This window comes from gamma proteobacterium symbiont of Scutellera amethystina (genome assembly GCF_059730845.1).
Window position 1 is genome coordinate 2,635,708 of the sequence record NZ_AP035935.1, and the last position, 14,444, is coordinate 2,650,151.

Consider the following 14,444-nt stretch of genomic DNA (forward strand, 5'->3'; position numbering starts at 1 on the left):
GCTACTCCTTAAATTACCTCATCTATTTCTTCTTAAGCCTGACGACAATGGCGCGCCCGGCGATATGTGTCGACGGTTACACCTCTGATTTAACCAGGCAACAGCGCTTTTAATCATTCTCACCTTGCCCGTGACGGAAGCCGCTAATGAAAACCCGGCAATCTGCGGGTGCAATTCAGATTAACCTTAGAGGCGCTTTTCCCTTCCTTTATAAGAGGGCGCTATTCCCGCCTGACGGCTATCCATTGCCGGATAAATCATTTACGCCTCGCCGCCTGCTCTGTCAGGATTGAATGCATCAGTTCTCAATAATTGCTAATCAATAACTTTCAGTTATAAGGAGTGACCATGCGGGTTATTACGCTGGCGGGGAGTCCGCGTTTTCCTTCACGTTCTACGGCGCTGCTGAGTGTGTGCCAGCGGGCGCTGGAAGCGCGTGGCGTTGAGGTGATTCCGTGGAATATTCACAACTTTCAGCCGGAAGATTTGCTGTATGCGCGCTTTGACTCACCGGCACTGACCGCGCTGAAAGCGGATTTAGCGCTCGCGGAGGGGCTGATCGTCGCCACACCGATTTATAAAGCCTCTTTCTCAGGTGCGCTGAAAACCCTGCTCGACCTGCTGCCAGAGCGGGCGCTGGAACATAAAGTGGTGTTGCCGCTGGCGAGCGGCGGCAGCGTGGCGCACATGCTGGCCGTTGACTACGCGCTGAAACCGGTGCTGAACGCGCTGAAAGCGCAGGAAGTTCTGCACGGCGTGTTCGCCAGTGATACGCAGATCACCCATTACGACCGCCAGCCTGAGCTGGATGCGCTGCTGAGCGAGCGCATTGATGAGGCGCTGGAAACCTTCTGGCAGGCGCTGCACCGTCGTCATCAACCCTATGCTCAGGCTGTATAAAGGAACTGCGATGAAAAGGATGTTAACCCGCTGGCTGCTGCCGACCGTTACCGCGCTGTTTGCCCTGACCCTCACGGCTCAGGCTGCCGAAGCGCCAGCACAATTCCGTATCGGCTATCAGAAAGGATCGGTCAGCATGGTGCTGGCCAAATCGCATCGGCTGCTGGAGCAGCGCTTCCCGGCCACCAACATTCAGTGGATCGAGTTTCCGGCCGGTCCGCAAATGCTTGAGGCACTGAACGTGGGCAGCATTGACCTGGGCAGCACCGGTGATATCCCGCCGCTGTTTGCTCAGGCCGCCGGGGCGGATTTGCTGTATGTCGGCTCGGAGCCACCTAAGCCGCAGGCTGAAGTGATTCTGGTGCCGAAGGACAGTCCCATCCACAGCGTGGCGCAACTGAAAGGCCATAAAGTGGCGTTCCAGAAAGGCTCCAGTTCGCACAATCTGCTGCTGCGCGCGCTGGAACAGGCCGGGCTGAGCTTTAACGATATTCAGCCGACTTATCTGACGCCAGCCGATGCGCGCGCCGCGTTTCAGCAGGGCGATGTTGACGCCTGGGCGATCTGGGACCCCTACTATTCCGCTGCGCTGCTGCAGGGCAACGTCCGTGTGCTGGTGGACGGTAGCAAGCTGAATCAGACCGGTTCGTTCTATCTCGCCACGCGCAGCTTTGCTACCGATCACGGTGACTTCGTGCAGCAGGTGCTGCACACCTTTAGCGAAGCCGACGCGCTGACGCGTAGCCAGCGCCAGCAAAGTATCGATCTGCTGGCACAGGCGATGGGCCTGCCGAAGTCAGTTATCGCCAGCTACCTTGACCATCGTCCTCCGACCACCATTACGCCGGTCAGCGCCCACACGGCGCAGGCCCAACAGCAAACTGCCGATCTGTTTTATGCCAACCATTTAATGCCGGTCAAAGTCACCATTGCCGATCGCATCTGGCAGCCACAGCCGGCCCGGCCATAAGGAAATTTATCATGAGCGTATCCGTATTCTGGTTTCTTCCCACCCACGGCGACGGCCACTATCTCGGTACCGCCGAAGGCGCGCGCCCGGTGGACCACGGTTATCTGCAACAGGTGGCGCAGGCCGCCGATCGCCTCGGTTTTGGTGGCGTGCTGATCCCCACCGGCCGGTCGTGTGAAGATGCATGGCTGGTGGCCGCATCCCTGATTCCGGTGACGCAGCGCCTGCGTTTTCTGGTGGCGCTGCGCCCGGGAGTGATTTCCCCGACGCAGGCCGCACGGCAGGCCGCCACGCTCGATCGTCTCTCCAACGGGCGCGCGCTGTTTAACCTCGTCACCGGCGGCGATCCGGAAGAGCTGGCGGGCGACGGCGTTTTCCTCGATCACCGCGAGCGTTATGCCGAATCTGCGGAGTTTACCCGGGTCTGGCGCCGGGTGAGTGAAGGCGAAACGGTCGATTACGAAGGCAAGTACGTCAAAGTGCGCGGTGCACGATTGATGTTTAAAGCGGTGCAGCAGCCACGTCCACCGCTGTGGTTTGGTGGCTCATCGGATGCCGCGCAGGATTTGGCCGCGGAGCAGGTGGATGTCTATCTGACCTGGGGCGAACCGCCGGCGCTGGTCAAAGAGAAGATTGAACAGGTGCGCGCCAAAGCGGCGGCGCAGGGGCGCACGGTGCGCTTCGGCATTCGTCTGCACGTGATTGTGCGTGAAACCAATGAGGAAGCATGGCAGGCGGCAGACCGGCTCATCGCCCATCTTGACGATGCCACCATTGCTAAAGCGCAGGCGGCTTTTGCCCGCACCGATTCAGTCGGTCAGCAGCGCATGGCCGCGCTGCACGGCGGACGGCGCGATCGGCTGGAGATCAGCCCAAACCTGTGGGCCGGCGTCGGTCTGGTACGCGGCGGTGCCGGGACTGCACTGGTGGGCGACGGTCCGACGGTCGCGGCGCGTATGCAGGAGTATCAGGATCTCGGCATCGAAACCTTCATTCTGTCTGGCTATCCGCATCTGGAAGAGGCCTATCGCGTGGGCGAGCTGCTGTTCCCGCATCTCGACCTGGCCGTGCCGGAAATCCCGCAACCCCGCGTGGTGCAGGCGCACGGTGAAGCGGTCGCTAATGATTTCACCCCGCAAAAAGTCGCGCAGAGTTAAGGAGTCGCGTATGGCAAAGGTCAATAAACAGCTGAGCAATGCCCTGCTGCCGTGGGCGCTGCCGGTGCTGCTGGTGGTGGTGTGGCAGATTGCCTCACAGGCCGGCTGGCTGTCGACGCGCATCCTGCCCTCGCCGGAGAATATTGTCATCACTTTCTGGCATCTCGCGGCCAGCGGTGAGTTGTGGCAACACCTCGCCATCAGCGGCTGGCGAGCGGCAATCGGCTTTGCCATTGGCGGTTCGATTGGCCTGATTCTCGGGCTGATTACCGGCACGTCGCGCACCGGCGAACGGTTGCTGGATACCTCGGTGCAGATGCTGCGTAACGTGCCGCACCTGGCGCTGATCCCGCTGGTAATTCTGTGGTTCGGCATCGACGAGTCAGCCAAAATTTTTCTTGTGGCGCTCGGCACCCTGTTCCCTATCTACCTCAATACCTATCACGGCATACGGAATATTGACCGCGGCCTGGTGGAGATGGCGCGCAGCTATGGTCTCTCCGGCTGGAGCCTGTTTATTCAGGTGATTTTGCCGGGCGCGTTGCCGTCAATCATGGTTGGCGTGCGCTTTGCCCTCGGTCTGATGTGGCTGACGCTGATCGTGGCCGAAACCATCTCGGCCAACTCCGGTATTGGCTATCTGGCAATGAACGCCCGTGAGTTTCTGCAAACCGATGTGGTGGTGGTCGCCATCATTCTCTATGCCCTGCTGGGCAAACTGGCCGACGTGACGGCACAGCTGCTGGAGTGTGTCTGGCTGCGCTGGCATCCGGCTTACCAATTGAAGGAGGAGAACGCATGAGCAACGCAACGCTAAGCCCGGCGCGTCTGAACCGCGGTACCCCGGTAGGCGTCAATGGCGTCACCAAGCAGTATGGCAATCGCACCATCCTGAATCATATCGATTTACATATTCCGGCCGGCCAGTTTGTCGCGGTGGTCGGCCGCAGCGGCTGCGGTAAAAGTACCCTGCTGCGCCTGCTGGCCGGGCTGGAATCCACCACGCACGGTGAACTGCTGGCGGGCAACGCGCCGCTGGCCGAGGCGCGCGAAGATACCCGCCTGATGTTTCAGGATGCGCGTCTGCTGCCGTGGAAGAAAGTGATCGATAACGTTGGCCTCGGTCTGAAAGGCCGCGAGTGGCGCAGCGCCGCGCTGGAAGCGCTGGCGGCGGTCGGTCTGGCCGATCGTGCACATGAGTGGCCGGCAGCGCTCTCCGGCGGACAGAAACAGCGGGTGGCACTGGCGCGGGCGCTGATTCATCGTCCCGGCCTGCTGCTGCTCGATGAACCGCTCGGCGCACTTGATGCGCTGACGCGCATTGAAATGCAGGGCCTGATTGAGTCGCTCTGGCAGCAGCATAATTTTACCGTGTTGCTGGTGACGCACGATGTCAGCGAAGCGGTGGCGATGGCCGATCGCGTATTGCTGATTGAAGAGGGTCAGATCGGGCTGGATTTGGCGGTGGATTTACCGCGTCCGCGCCGCAAAGGATCGGCGCGCCTTGCTGAGCTGGAGGCCGAGGTGCTGGATCGGGTGATGAAGCGGGGAACCTCAGAGCAGCCCCTGCAGTTCGCGCAGCAGCGTTAATTCAGGACGCGCGATAAATCGCGCCGCTACAGAGGATTGCAACACTTTGTAGCGGCGCAATTTATTGCGCATTGTTTTCTTACGCGTTCAGCGCTTTGGTGATCTTCTCGTACAGATCGCCGGACAGATTCTCCAGCCCTTTCAGCGTCTCCAGCGCCTGACGCATCAGCGCCTGACGTTCGGCACCATAACGCTTCAGACGAATCAGCGGCTCAATCATGCGCGCTGCCACCTGCGGGTTGCGGCGGTTGAGATCGGTCAGCATTTCCACCAGGAACTGGTAGCCGCTGCCATCTTTGGCGTGGAAGGCTGCCGGGTTGGCCGAGGCAAACGCGCCAATCAATGAACGGATGCGGTTCGGGTTACCCATGGTGAACGAACGATGCGTCAGCAAGCTACGAACCTTGCTCAGCACGTCTGCCGCCGGGCTGGTGGCCTGCAACATAAACCACTTATCCATCACCAGACCATCCTGATGCCAGCGCTCGTCGTACGCCGCCAGCAGCGCATCACGGCACGGCAACTGCGCCGCCACCGCCGCTGACAGCGCGGCCAGCGCATCGGTCATGTTGCTGGCTTTGTCGTACTGCGCCTGCACCAGTTTGCTGGCCTGCTCCGCGTCCGCAAACGCCAGATAACTCAGGCAGACATTCTTCAGCGCGCGCTTGCCGATCTCGGCATGCTCGACTTTGTAGTCGCTGCTCTGGTTGGCGAGATACACCGCGTAAAACTCATCGCTCAGCTCATTCGCCAGCGTGCGCACCAGCGCCGCGCGCACTGCGGCAATCGCCAGCGGGTCGATCACCTCGAACAGTTCGGCAATCTCGTTCTCTGACGGCAGCGTAAGGATCAGCGCCATCAGCGCCGGATCGCCCTGCTCATCCAGCAGCACCGCGCGGAAAGCATCGGCGACGTGCAGCGGCAGCGACAGCGGCTGGCCCTGCTGATGGCGCGCCACGTTGAGGCGGATATACGTCGCCAGCAGGCTTTGCGCCGCATCCCAGCGCGAGAAGTCATTGCGCGCGTGGCGCATCAGGAAAGTCAGCTGCGCATCGCTCCATTTATAGTCGAGCTTCACCGGTGCGGAGAATTCCCGCAGCAGCGACGGCACCGGCTGGAAATAGACGTTGTCGAAAATGAAGGTCTGGAACTCGTCGGTGACGTTCAGCACGTGATGAACCGGATGACCGTTGTGCTGCAACGGAATGACCTTGCCTTCGCCGTCATACAGTTCGATATCCAGCGGAATGTGCAGCGGCAGCTTCTCTTTTTGATCGGCGGTCGGGGGCGTGTGCTGCGTGACGTGCAGCGTGTACTGCTCCAGCTCCGGGTTGTAGTCATCACGCACCGTCAGCACCGGCGTGCCCGACTGACTGTACCAGCGGCGGAACTGTGACAAATCGACGTTGGAGGCATCTTCCATCGCCTGCACGAAATCATCACAGGTGGCGGCGCTGCCATCGTGACGCTCGAAATAGAGCTGCATCCCCTGCTGGAACTGCTCTTCACCCAGCAGCGTGTGCAGCATGCGAATCACTTCAGAACCCTTCTCATACACCGTCAGGGTGTAGAAGTTGTTCATTTCAATCACCTGATCCGGGCGGATCGGATGGGCCATCGGGCTGGCATCCTCGGCGAACTGCGCGCCGCGCATCACGCGCACATTATCAATACGGTTGACCGCGCGCGAGCCGAGATCGGAGCTGAACTCCTGATCGCGGAAGACCGTCAGACCCTCTTTCAGGCTGAGCTGGAACCAGTCGCGGCAGGTCACGCGGTTGCCGGTCCAGTTGTGGAAATATTCGTGACCAATCACGGCTTCAATGCCGAGATAATCTTTGTCGGTGGCGGTTTCCGCTTTGGCCAGCACGTATTTGGAGTTGAAGACGTTGAGGCCTTTATTCTCCATCGCGCCCATGTTGAAGAAATCCACCGCGACGATCATAAAGATATCGAGGTCATATTCGAGGCCGAAACGCTCTTCGTCCCATTTCATGCTGGCTTTGAGCGAGGTCATCGCCCAGTCCGCGCGGTCGAGGTTGCCGCGATCGACAAAAATTTCCAGCGCCACGTTACGGCCGGAACGGGTGGTAAAGCTGTCACGCAGCACATCGAAATCGCCGGCGACCAGCGCAAACAGGTAGCAGGGTTTCGGGAACGGATCCTGCCATTTCACCCAGTGACGCCCATCCTCGTGCTGACCGCTCGCCAGCTTGTTACCGTTGGACAGCAGGTACGGATAGCTAGCCGCGTCGGCGATCAGGGTAGTGGTGAAGCGCGCCAGCACGTCCGGGCGATCGAGATACCAGGTGATATGCCGGAAGCCTTCGGCTTCACACTGGGTGCAGAGCGCCTCGCCGGATTTATACAGCCCTTCCAGCGCGGTGTTTTTATCCGGATGGATTTCATTAATGATGGTCAGGGTAAAGTTGTCCGGCAGCTGGCTGATGATCAGTGCGCCCTGCTCTTCGCGGTAGTGCGGCCACGGATTGCCATCCACCGCCAGCGACAGCAGCGTCAGCGCTTCACCGTCCAGACGCAGTTCAGCCTGCTGCGCGCCAAGGCGTTTTACCTGACTGACGGCGGTGACGCGCGTGGTGGCCGCATCAAGATCAAACGTCAGGTCGATATCGGTGATGGTGTAGTCCGGCGCCCGGTAGTCGTGGCGATATTTAATTTGCGGCTGTTGCGTCATAAATCCTTCTCGCATCGTTAATATAGTCAACCCTCAGAGTCTAAGCGGGTTGCGCCCGGGTTGCCACGCACAATGCGTGCGTTGCGCCAAAAGTCTACAATTCATTAACAATGGCACAAATGACCCTCGACCTGTCACCTGCAATTATGGTGTGATCGCGGTGATTACTGTTTTATACTCCTGCGTCTTTATGACTTTGTTGAATACCGGGCTCTGCTCCGCGGAAGAGGATGCTGAAACGCACCATGACTGGACACGCTTCCCCGATTTTGACCACGCTGCTTGATACCGATGCCTATAAGCTTCACATGCAGCAGGCCGTTTATCATCGTTACTACGATGTCCCGGTAACGGCAGAATTTCGCTGCCGCAGCGATGAGCAGCTCGGCCAGTATGCCGACGCCATCCGCACGCAAATTACTGCCATGCAATCTCTGGCGCTGAGCGATGACGAATATCGTTACCTCAGCAGCTTACCGTTTTTCCAGCAGGATTATCTCGACTGGCTACGCCAGTTCCGCTTCGATGCCTCGCAGGTTGAGGTGCGCGACGATCACGGGCATCTGCGCATACAGATTCGCGGCCCGTGGCGTGAAGTGATTCTGTGGGAAGTGCCACTGCTGGCGCTGATCAGCGAAGTGGTACACCGTCACCGGACGCCGGAAAGCGGCGCGGAACAGGCGGTGGCGCATCTGCAGCAGAAGCTGGTGCACTTCCGTGAGCAGGTGGGTGATCTCGATATGTCGCGCTTCCAGCTAATGGACTTTGGCACACGCCGTCGTTATTCGCGCGCGGTGCAGGAAGCGATTGTCAGCACGCTGAAAAACGAATTCCCGTGGCTGCTGGGCACCAGTAACTACGATCTGGCGCGCCGGTTGCAGCTTAACCCGGTCGGAACCCAGGCACACGAATGGTTCCAGGCACATCAGCAGATCAGCCCGGTACTGGCCAACAGCCAGCGCGCGGCGCTGCAGTCGTGGCTGGATGAGTACGATAACCAGCTCGGCATTGCCCTGACCGACTGCATCACGATGGACGCCTTCCTGCGTGATTTCGGCCCCGGTTTTGCCCATCGCTATCAGGGCCTGCGCCATGATTCGGGCGATCCGGTGGAGTGGGGAGAAAAAGCCATTGCGCATTATCAGCGGCTGAATATCGATCCGCTCAGCAAAACGCTGGTGTTCTCCGACAATCTCAACCTCGATAAAGCGCTGGCGCTGTATCGGCATTTCGGTCAGCGCGCGAACGTGGTATTTGGCATCGGCACCCGCCTCACCTGCGATATTCCCGGCGTCACGCCTTTGAATATCGTGATCAAACTGGTGAGCTGCAACGGCAAACCGGTGGCCAAACTCTCCGACAGTCCCGGTAAAACCATCTGCCAGGATAAAGCCTTCGTGCGCGCCCTGCGCAAAGCCTTCGACCTGCCGCTGGTCAAACGCGCCAGCTAATTGGCCTGAGCAGGGTGCTTGCGCCCTGCTCTGCGCCAGAAAATCTCTTTATTCTCCGGCAATTTTGCTTGTTTCCTGGTGGCTCGCAAGTAACATAGCTAAACCCCGGAATGGGGCTTATTTCACTCCATCTTCATTTATATAGAGAGATTTTTATGAGCGTAGTGCCTGTAGCGGATGTACTGCACGGCCGTGTCGCGGTTGACAGTGAAGTCACCGTACGTGGTTGGGTACGTACCCGAAGAGATTCCAAAGCCGGTCTTTCCTTCATCGCCGTTTATGACGGTTCCTGCTTTAATCCCGTTCAGGCCGTCGTCAATAATTCTCTGAATAATTATCAGGATGAAGTGCTGCGTCTGACCACCGGCTGTTCGGTGATCGTCACCGGTAAAGTGGTGGAGTCGCCGGGTGAAGGCCAGGCATTCGAACTGCAGGCGACCCAGGTTGAAGTCACCGGCTGGGTGGACGATCCGGATACCTATCCGATGGCAGCTAAACGTCACAGCATCGAATACCTGCGTGAAGTGGCGCACCTGCGTCCGCGCACCAATATTGTCGGTGCCGTGGCGCGCGTACGTCATACGCTGGCGCAGGCGCTGCATCGCTTCTTCCATGAAAACGGCTATTTCTGGGTCTCCACGCCACTGATCACCGCCTCTGACACCGAAGGTGCCGGCGAGATGTTCCGCGTCTCAACGCTGGATCTGGAAAACCTGCCGCGCGACCCGCAGGGCAAAGTCGATTTCGATAAAGACTTCTTTGGTAAAGAGGCTTTCCTGACCGTTTCCGGCCAGCTGAACGCCGAGACCTACGCCTGTGCACTGTCCAAAGTGTACACCTTTGGTCCAACGTTCCGTGCCGAAAACTCGAATACCAGCCGTCACTTAGCGGAATTCTGGATGCTGGAGCCGGAAGTGGCGTTCGCTACGCTGGACGATGCGGCTGCGCTGGCGGAAGCGATGCTGAAGTATGTGTTTAGAGCGGTACTGGAAGAGCGCGCTGATGATATGGCGTTCTTCGCCGAGCGCGTGGATAAAGAAGCCATCGCCCGTCTGGAGCGCTTCATCACCACGGATTTCGCCCAGGTAGACTACACCGACGCCGTCGACATCCTGCTGAAAAGCGGCCAGAGCTTCGAGAACCCGGTGTCATGGGGCGTCGATCTCTCTTCCGAACACGAGCGTTATCTGGCGGAGAAACACTTTAAAGCGCCGGTGGTAGTGAAGAACTACCCGAAAGATATCAAAGCGTTCTACATGCGTATGAACGACGACGGTAAAACCGTGGCGGCGATGGACGTGCTGGCACCGGGCATCGGTGAAATCATCGGCGGTTCCCAGCGTGAAGAGCGTCTTGATGTACTGGATGCACGCCTCGCTGAAATGGGCCTGAATAAAGAAGATTACTGGTGGTATCGTGACCTGCGTCGCTATGGCACCGTGCCACATGCCGGCTTCGGTTTAGGTTTCGAACGTTTGATCGCCTATGTCACCGGCGTACAAAATGTAAGAGACGTTATCCCGTTCCCACGCACGCCACGTAACGCGAATTTCTAAGATTTAAGATTAAATATAAGAAATTCATATATATATTGAGGTCGGCCCTGCCGGCCTTTTTTTATTTTTGTAAATTTTGAGTTCTCTCACAAAGTTCCCGATATTTTACAAATTGTAATACAATTTTGCTTTTTGATACGCAATTACGAGAATTGAATCATTTTCGGGCTAGAATTAGCAACCCCGTGATGGAAAGATGCGTGCAGACACAGGAGACATCAAACTTCTTTCAAGGTTCCCGTAAAGGTTTCTTGACGGCAGTGGCAGATGTCCAAATAACTCCAATGAGGGTAATAAATAATGATGAAGCGCAACATTCTTGCAGTGGTTATCCCTGCTCTGTTAGCTGCCGGCGCAGCAAACGCAGCAGAAATTTATAATAAAGACGGCAACAAACTGGACCTCTACGGTAAAGTTGATGCGCGTCATCAGTTCTCTGACAACGCTGGTGATGACGGCGACAAATCTTATGTTCGTTTTGGCTTCAAGGGTGAAACTCAGATTACCGACCAGCTGACCGGTTACGGCCAGTGGGAATACAACATTCAGGCTAACGTGACTGAGAACCAGGGCACCGAAGGCTCTAAAACTCGTCTGGGCTTTGCCGGTCTGAAATTTGGTGATGCGGGCTCCTTCGACTACGGCCGTAACTACGGTGTTCTGTACGACGCAATGTCTTACACTGACCAGCTGCCAGTATTCGGTGACGATACCCTGTATCAGGACAACGACAACTTCATGGTTGGTCGTTCAAACGGTCTGGCTACCTACCGTAACAGCAACTTCTTCGGTCTGGTTGATGGTCTGAGCTTTGCCGTGCAGTATCAGGGCAAAAACGAAGGCCGTGACGTCCTGAACCAGAATGGCGACGGCTGGGGTTCTTCTGTAGCGTATGACACCGGTATGGGCATCAGTGCTGTAGGTGCATACTTCTCTTCTGACCGTACCGATGCACAGGTTACTGATGGCAACGGCGATAAAGCTGACGCTTACGGTTTCGGTCTGAAATATGACGCGAACAACGTATACCTGGCTGCATTCTACGGTGAATCACGTAACACAACGCCTTACGGTGGCACCAACACCCAGACTGCTAACAAAGTTCAGGCTTTCGAAGTTGTTGCTCAGTACCAGTTCGACTTCGGTCTGCGTCCATCCATCGCTTACCTGCAGTCTAAAGGTAAGGACCTGAGCGGCGCGACTGGCAACGGTTCAACCTTCGCTGGCGGCGATGCTGACCTGGTTAAATACATCGAAGTCGGTACCTACTACTACTTCAACAAAAACATGTCCACCTATGTTGACTACAAAATCAACCTGCTGGACGACAACGACTTTACCCGTGCGAAGGGCATCAGCACCGACGACGTGGTTGGCGTTGGCCTGGTTTACCAGTTCTAATCTGCCGATTCGAACTGCGTAACACCTCAGAAACGGAGCCTTCGGGCTCCGTTTTGCATTTCAGTGATCGGGCTCCCGATTAGCGCCATTACTTTATACGCCACAGTTATTTCTTTTTTATGTCAGCGGTTGGCAAGCGTTGCGTCTGACGTTAACCTGATAGCTCATTTTGCTAAAGTTCACCCAAACGGAACTGACTCATGTTTGAATCAATCTCTGCCGCACCAGCCGATCCTATTCTGGGACTGGCTGACCTGTTTCGCGCCGACGACCGCCCGAATAAAATCAATCTTGGCATTGGTGTTTATAAAGATGAAACCGGCAAAACGCCGGTGCTGACCAGTGTGAAAAAAGCTGAGCAGTATCTGCTGGAGAACGAGACCACCAAAAACTACCTCAGCATTGATGGTCTGGCTGATTTCGCGCGCTGCACGCAGGAACTGCTGTTTGGCAAAGAGAACGCGCTGATTAGCGCTGGCCGCGCCTGCACCGCGCAGACGCCGGGCGGTACCGGTGCACTGCGCGTCGCCGCGGATTTCCTCGCTACGCAAACCAACGTCAAACGCGTCTGGGTGAGCAATCCCAGCTGGCCGAACCACAAAAACGTGTTCAACGCCGCCGGTCTGGAAGTGTGTGATTACCAGTATTACGATGCGGCGACCCACAGCCTCGACTTTGATGGCATGCTGGCCTCGCTGCAGGAAGCGCAGGCGGGCGACGTGGTGCTGTTCCATGGCTGCTGCCATAACCCGACCGGTATCGATCCTACCGCTGACCAGTGGCAACAGCTGGCGCAGCTGTCGCTGGAGAAAGGCTGGCTGCCGCTGTTCGACTTCGCCTACCAGGGCTTCGCACGCGGTCTGGATGAAGATGCTGAAGGCCTGCGCATTTTCGCAGCGTCCCATCAGGAATTGATCGTCGCCAGCTCCTACTCGAAGAACTTTGGTCTGTACAACGAGCGTGTCGGTGCGCTGACGCTGGTGGCGGCAACGGCCGACGTGGCGAAGACAGCATTCAGCCAGGTGAAATACAGCATCCGCGCCAACTACTCTAATCCGCCGTCGCACGGTGCTGCCGTGGTCGCCACCATTCTCGGTAACGACGCGCTGCGTACCATCTGGGTGCAGGAACTGACCGACATGCGTCAGCGCATTCAGCGCATGCGTCAGCTGTTTGTGAATACCCTGGCGGAGAAAGGTGCACAGCGCGATTTCAGCTTCATCATCAAACAGAACGGCATGTTCTCGTTCAGCGGTCTGACCAAAGATCAGGTGGTGCGTCTGCGTGAAGAGTTTGGCGTGTATGCGGTGAATTCCGGTCGCGTTAACGTGGCAGGCATGACGCCGGATAATATGTCGGCGCTGTGCGAAGCCATCGTCGCGGTGCTGTAACCAACGAAAAATGGGCCTGATGGCCCATTTTTATTATTGCAGGAAAGGATTACTGACGCGCTCGTGGCCGAGGGTGGAAATCGGGCCATGGCCAGGGACAAACGTCACATCATCACCCAGCGGCAGAAGTTTATCCCGGATGGCCGCGATTAGATCGCTGTGGCTGCCCTGCGGAAAATCGGTGCGCCCGACGCCACCGTTAAAAATCACATCACCTGAGATCAGCAGACGGCCAGCACGGTCAAAGAACACGATATGGCCAGGCGTATGCCCTGGACAGTGCAGCACTTCCAGCGTCACGTTGCCCAGCTGTACCGTTTCGCCCTCTTCCAGCCAGCGATCTGGCGTCAGCGGCGCGCACTCCGGCAAACCAAACATCCGGCTTTGAGTGGGCAGGTTATCGAGCCAGAAGGCATCGGCTGGCTGCGGCCCGACGATCGGCACCTGATAGTGCTGCGCCAGTTCCGCAGCGGCACCGACGTGATCGAGATGGCCGTGGGTCAGCAGGATTTGCGACGGCGTTAAGCCTCGCTCCGCCAGCACGGCAATAATGGTTTCGGCATCGCCGCCGGGATCAACCAGCGCAGCCTGTTGCGTCTCGTCATCCCAGATAACGGAACAGTTCTGTGAAAAGGCGGTGACCGGAATAATCAGGTAATTCATAGCGCTCCATGACCGACACACGCAGCGCTGCCGGTATCAGGACCAGTGCCTTGCAGGCCCGGTATCAATGTGTACGAAGTTGCTGCGCGGGTAATATCCTACACCACCGGCGCGCATAGATAACGCCGCTTTGCGAACATTGCTCAGAGAAATGCCCTCAATGTGGAAATCCATCGCCTGCCCTTTGGTGTGATAGCTGTGTTTAGCCACGCCAGGGCCCGATTCACGCAGCATATTATTGGTCGCCAGCGTACGGTAGCCGGAGATCAGCTGCACCGGTTTGCGCGTGTTGAGCAGCGTCTGCAAACGATACAGCTGGTCAAACAGATGCGGATCGATGTGTTTAACCTGATTGGCGCGGTAATCGCGGAAGAAGTGGTTTAAGCGAGCTAACTCATCCTTGTCATAACTCTTACCGTTAAAAAACTCAGTTTTGAGGGTTTCACCGGTATGCATGTTACTGAGCGTTAATACCCGGGGGCGGGAGGTGGAAACTGACGCCAGCGCTGCACCCGGCAGCAGTGACAATCCAGCCGCTGCGCCACCCAGCAGCAATAAACGACGACGTTGAGAATCAAAATTAGCCATGAAGCGGGGTTACCTAATCTAAAACGATAAAAATATGTGCAAAAAGTACACAAGGCCGAACAGTAACCGCAGCCTGGTGAGC

General features: G+C 57.3%; 12 protein-coding genes. 9 read left to right on the plus strand and 3 right to left on the minus strand.

Features of this window, described 5'->3' with window-relative positions; genetic code table 11:
- Positions 1 to 348: 348 nt before the first annotated feature.
- The 5 genes from ssuE to ssuB are packed head-to-tail and all read left to right on the plus strand — an operon-like array spanning position 349 to position 4,617.
- Complete coding sequence (gene ssuE / locus AC6I79_RS12385; protein ID WP_021508321.1) at positions 349 to 900, plus strand: NADPH-dependent FMN reductase; 552 nt, start codon at positions 349 to 351, stop codon at positions 898 to 900.
- 10 nt (positions 901 to 910) lie between these two features.
- Positions 911 to 1,870, plus strand: coding sequence for a sulfonate ABC transporter substrate-binding protein (locus AC6I79_RS12390; RefSeq protein WP_498027313.1), 960 nt, complete (start codon positions 911 to 913; stop codon positions 1,868 to 1,870).
- Between the two features lie 11 nt (positions 1,871 to 1,881).
- A complete protein-coding gene (gene ssuD, locus AC6I79_RS12395) occupies positions 1,882 to 3,027 on the plus strand; it encodes an FMNH2-dependent alkanesulfonate monooxygenase (protein ID WP_058775379.1) in 1,146 nt (381 codons plus the stop codon).
- Positions 3,028 to 3,037: 10 nt separating this feature from the next.
- Positions 3,038 to 3,829 carry an aliphatic sulfonate ABC transporter permease SsuC gene (gene ssuC, locus AC6I79_RS12400; RefSeq protein WP_498027314.1) on the plus strand — a complete coding sequence of 264 codons (792 nt, stop codon included), beginning with the start codon at positions 3,038 to 3,040 and terminating at the stop codon, positions 3,827 to 3,829.
- The gene (ssuB, locus tag AC6I79_RS12405; RefSeq protein WP_021508325.1) at positions 3,826 to 4,617 is read left to right on the plus strand and encodes an aliphatic sulfonates ABC transporter ATP-binding protein; all 792 of its coding nucleotides are present in this window, start codon (positions 3,826 to 3,828) and stop codon (positions 4,615 to 4,617) included. The genes ssuC and ssuB overlap by 4 nt, the downstream gene beginning before the upstream one ends.
- A gap of 79 nt (positions 4,618 to 4,696) precedes the next feature.
- Here the strand turns inward: ssuB and pepN are convergent, their stop codons facing one another.
- On the minus strand, positions 4,697 to 7,312 hold the full coding sequence (pepN, locus tag AC6I79_RS12410) for an aminopeptidase N (RefSeq protein ID WP_159378301.1): 2,616 nt from the start codon (positions 7,310 to 7,312) through the stop codon (positions 4,697 to 4,699).
- Positions 7,313 to 7,557: 245 nt separating this feature from the next.
- Between pepN and pncB the strand changes: the two genes are divergently transcribed.
- The 4 genes from pncB (at position 7,558) to AC6I79_RS12430 (ending at position 13,111) form a co-directional block, all read left to right on the plus strand.
- On the plus strand, positions 7,558 to 8,763 hold the full coding sequence (gene pncB / locus AC6I79_RS12415; RefSeq protein WP_059009047.1) for a nicotinate phosphoribosyltransferase: 1,206 nt from the start codon (positions 7,558 to 7,560) through the stop codon (positions 8,761 to 8,763).
- 155 nt (positions 8,764 to 8,918) lie between these two features.
- A complete protein-coding gene (gene asnS, locus AC6I79_RS12420) occupies positions 8,919 to 10,319 on the plus strand; it encodes an asparagine--tRNA ligase (protein WP_159378302.1) in 1,401 nt (466 codons plus the stop codon).
- Between the two features lie 300 nt (positions 10,320 to 10,619).
- Positions 10,620 to 11,720 (plus strand): porin OmpC, encoded by a 1,101-nt coding sequence (ompC, locus tag AC6I79_RS12425; protein ID WP_328803090.1) that lies wholly within the window; start codon positions 10,620 to 10,622, stop codon positions 11,718 to 11,720.
- A gap of 200 nt (positions 11,721 to 11,920) precedes the next feature.
- Positions 11,921 to 13,111, plus strand: a complete 1,191-nt coding sequence (locus AC6I79_RS12430) for an amino acid aminotransferase (RefSeq protein WP_021508330.1) — start codon at positions 11,921 to 11,923, stop codon at positions 13,109 to 13,111.
- A 33-nt stretch (positions 13,112 to 13,144) separates the two neighbouring features.
- On the opposite strand, the gene AC6I79_RS12435 is transcribed toward AC6I79_RS12430, so the two are convergent.
- Both AC6I79_RS12435 and mepK read right to left on the minus strand, forming a co-directional pair.
- Entirely contained in the window at positions 13,145 to 13,774 is a 630-nt protein-coding gene (locus AC6I79_RS12435) for an MBL fold metallo-hydrolase (RefSeq protein WP_021508331.1), read from the minus strand.
- A 36-nt stretch (positions 13,775 to 13,810) separates the two neighbouring features.
- Positions 13,811 to 14,362, minus strand: a complete 552-nt coding sequence (gene mepK / locus AC6I79_RS12440) for a peptidoglycan L,D-endopeptidase MepK (protein ID WP_031279855.1) — start codon at positions 14,360 to 14,362, stop codon at positions 13,811 to 13,813.
- Positions 14,363 to 14,444: the final 82 nt, after the last annotated feature.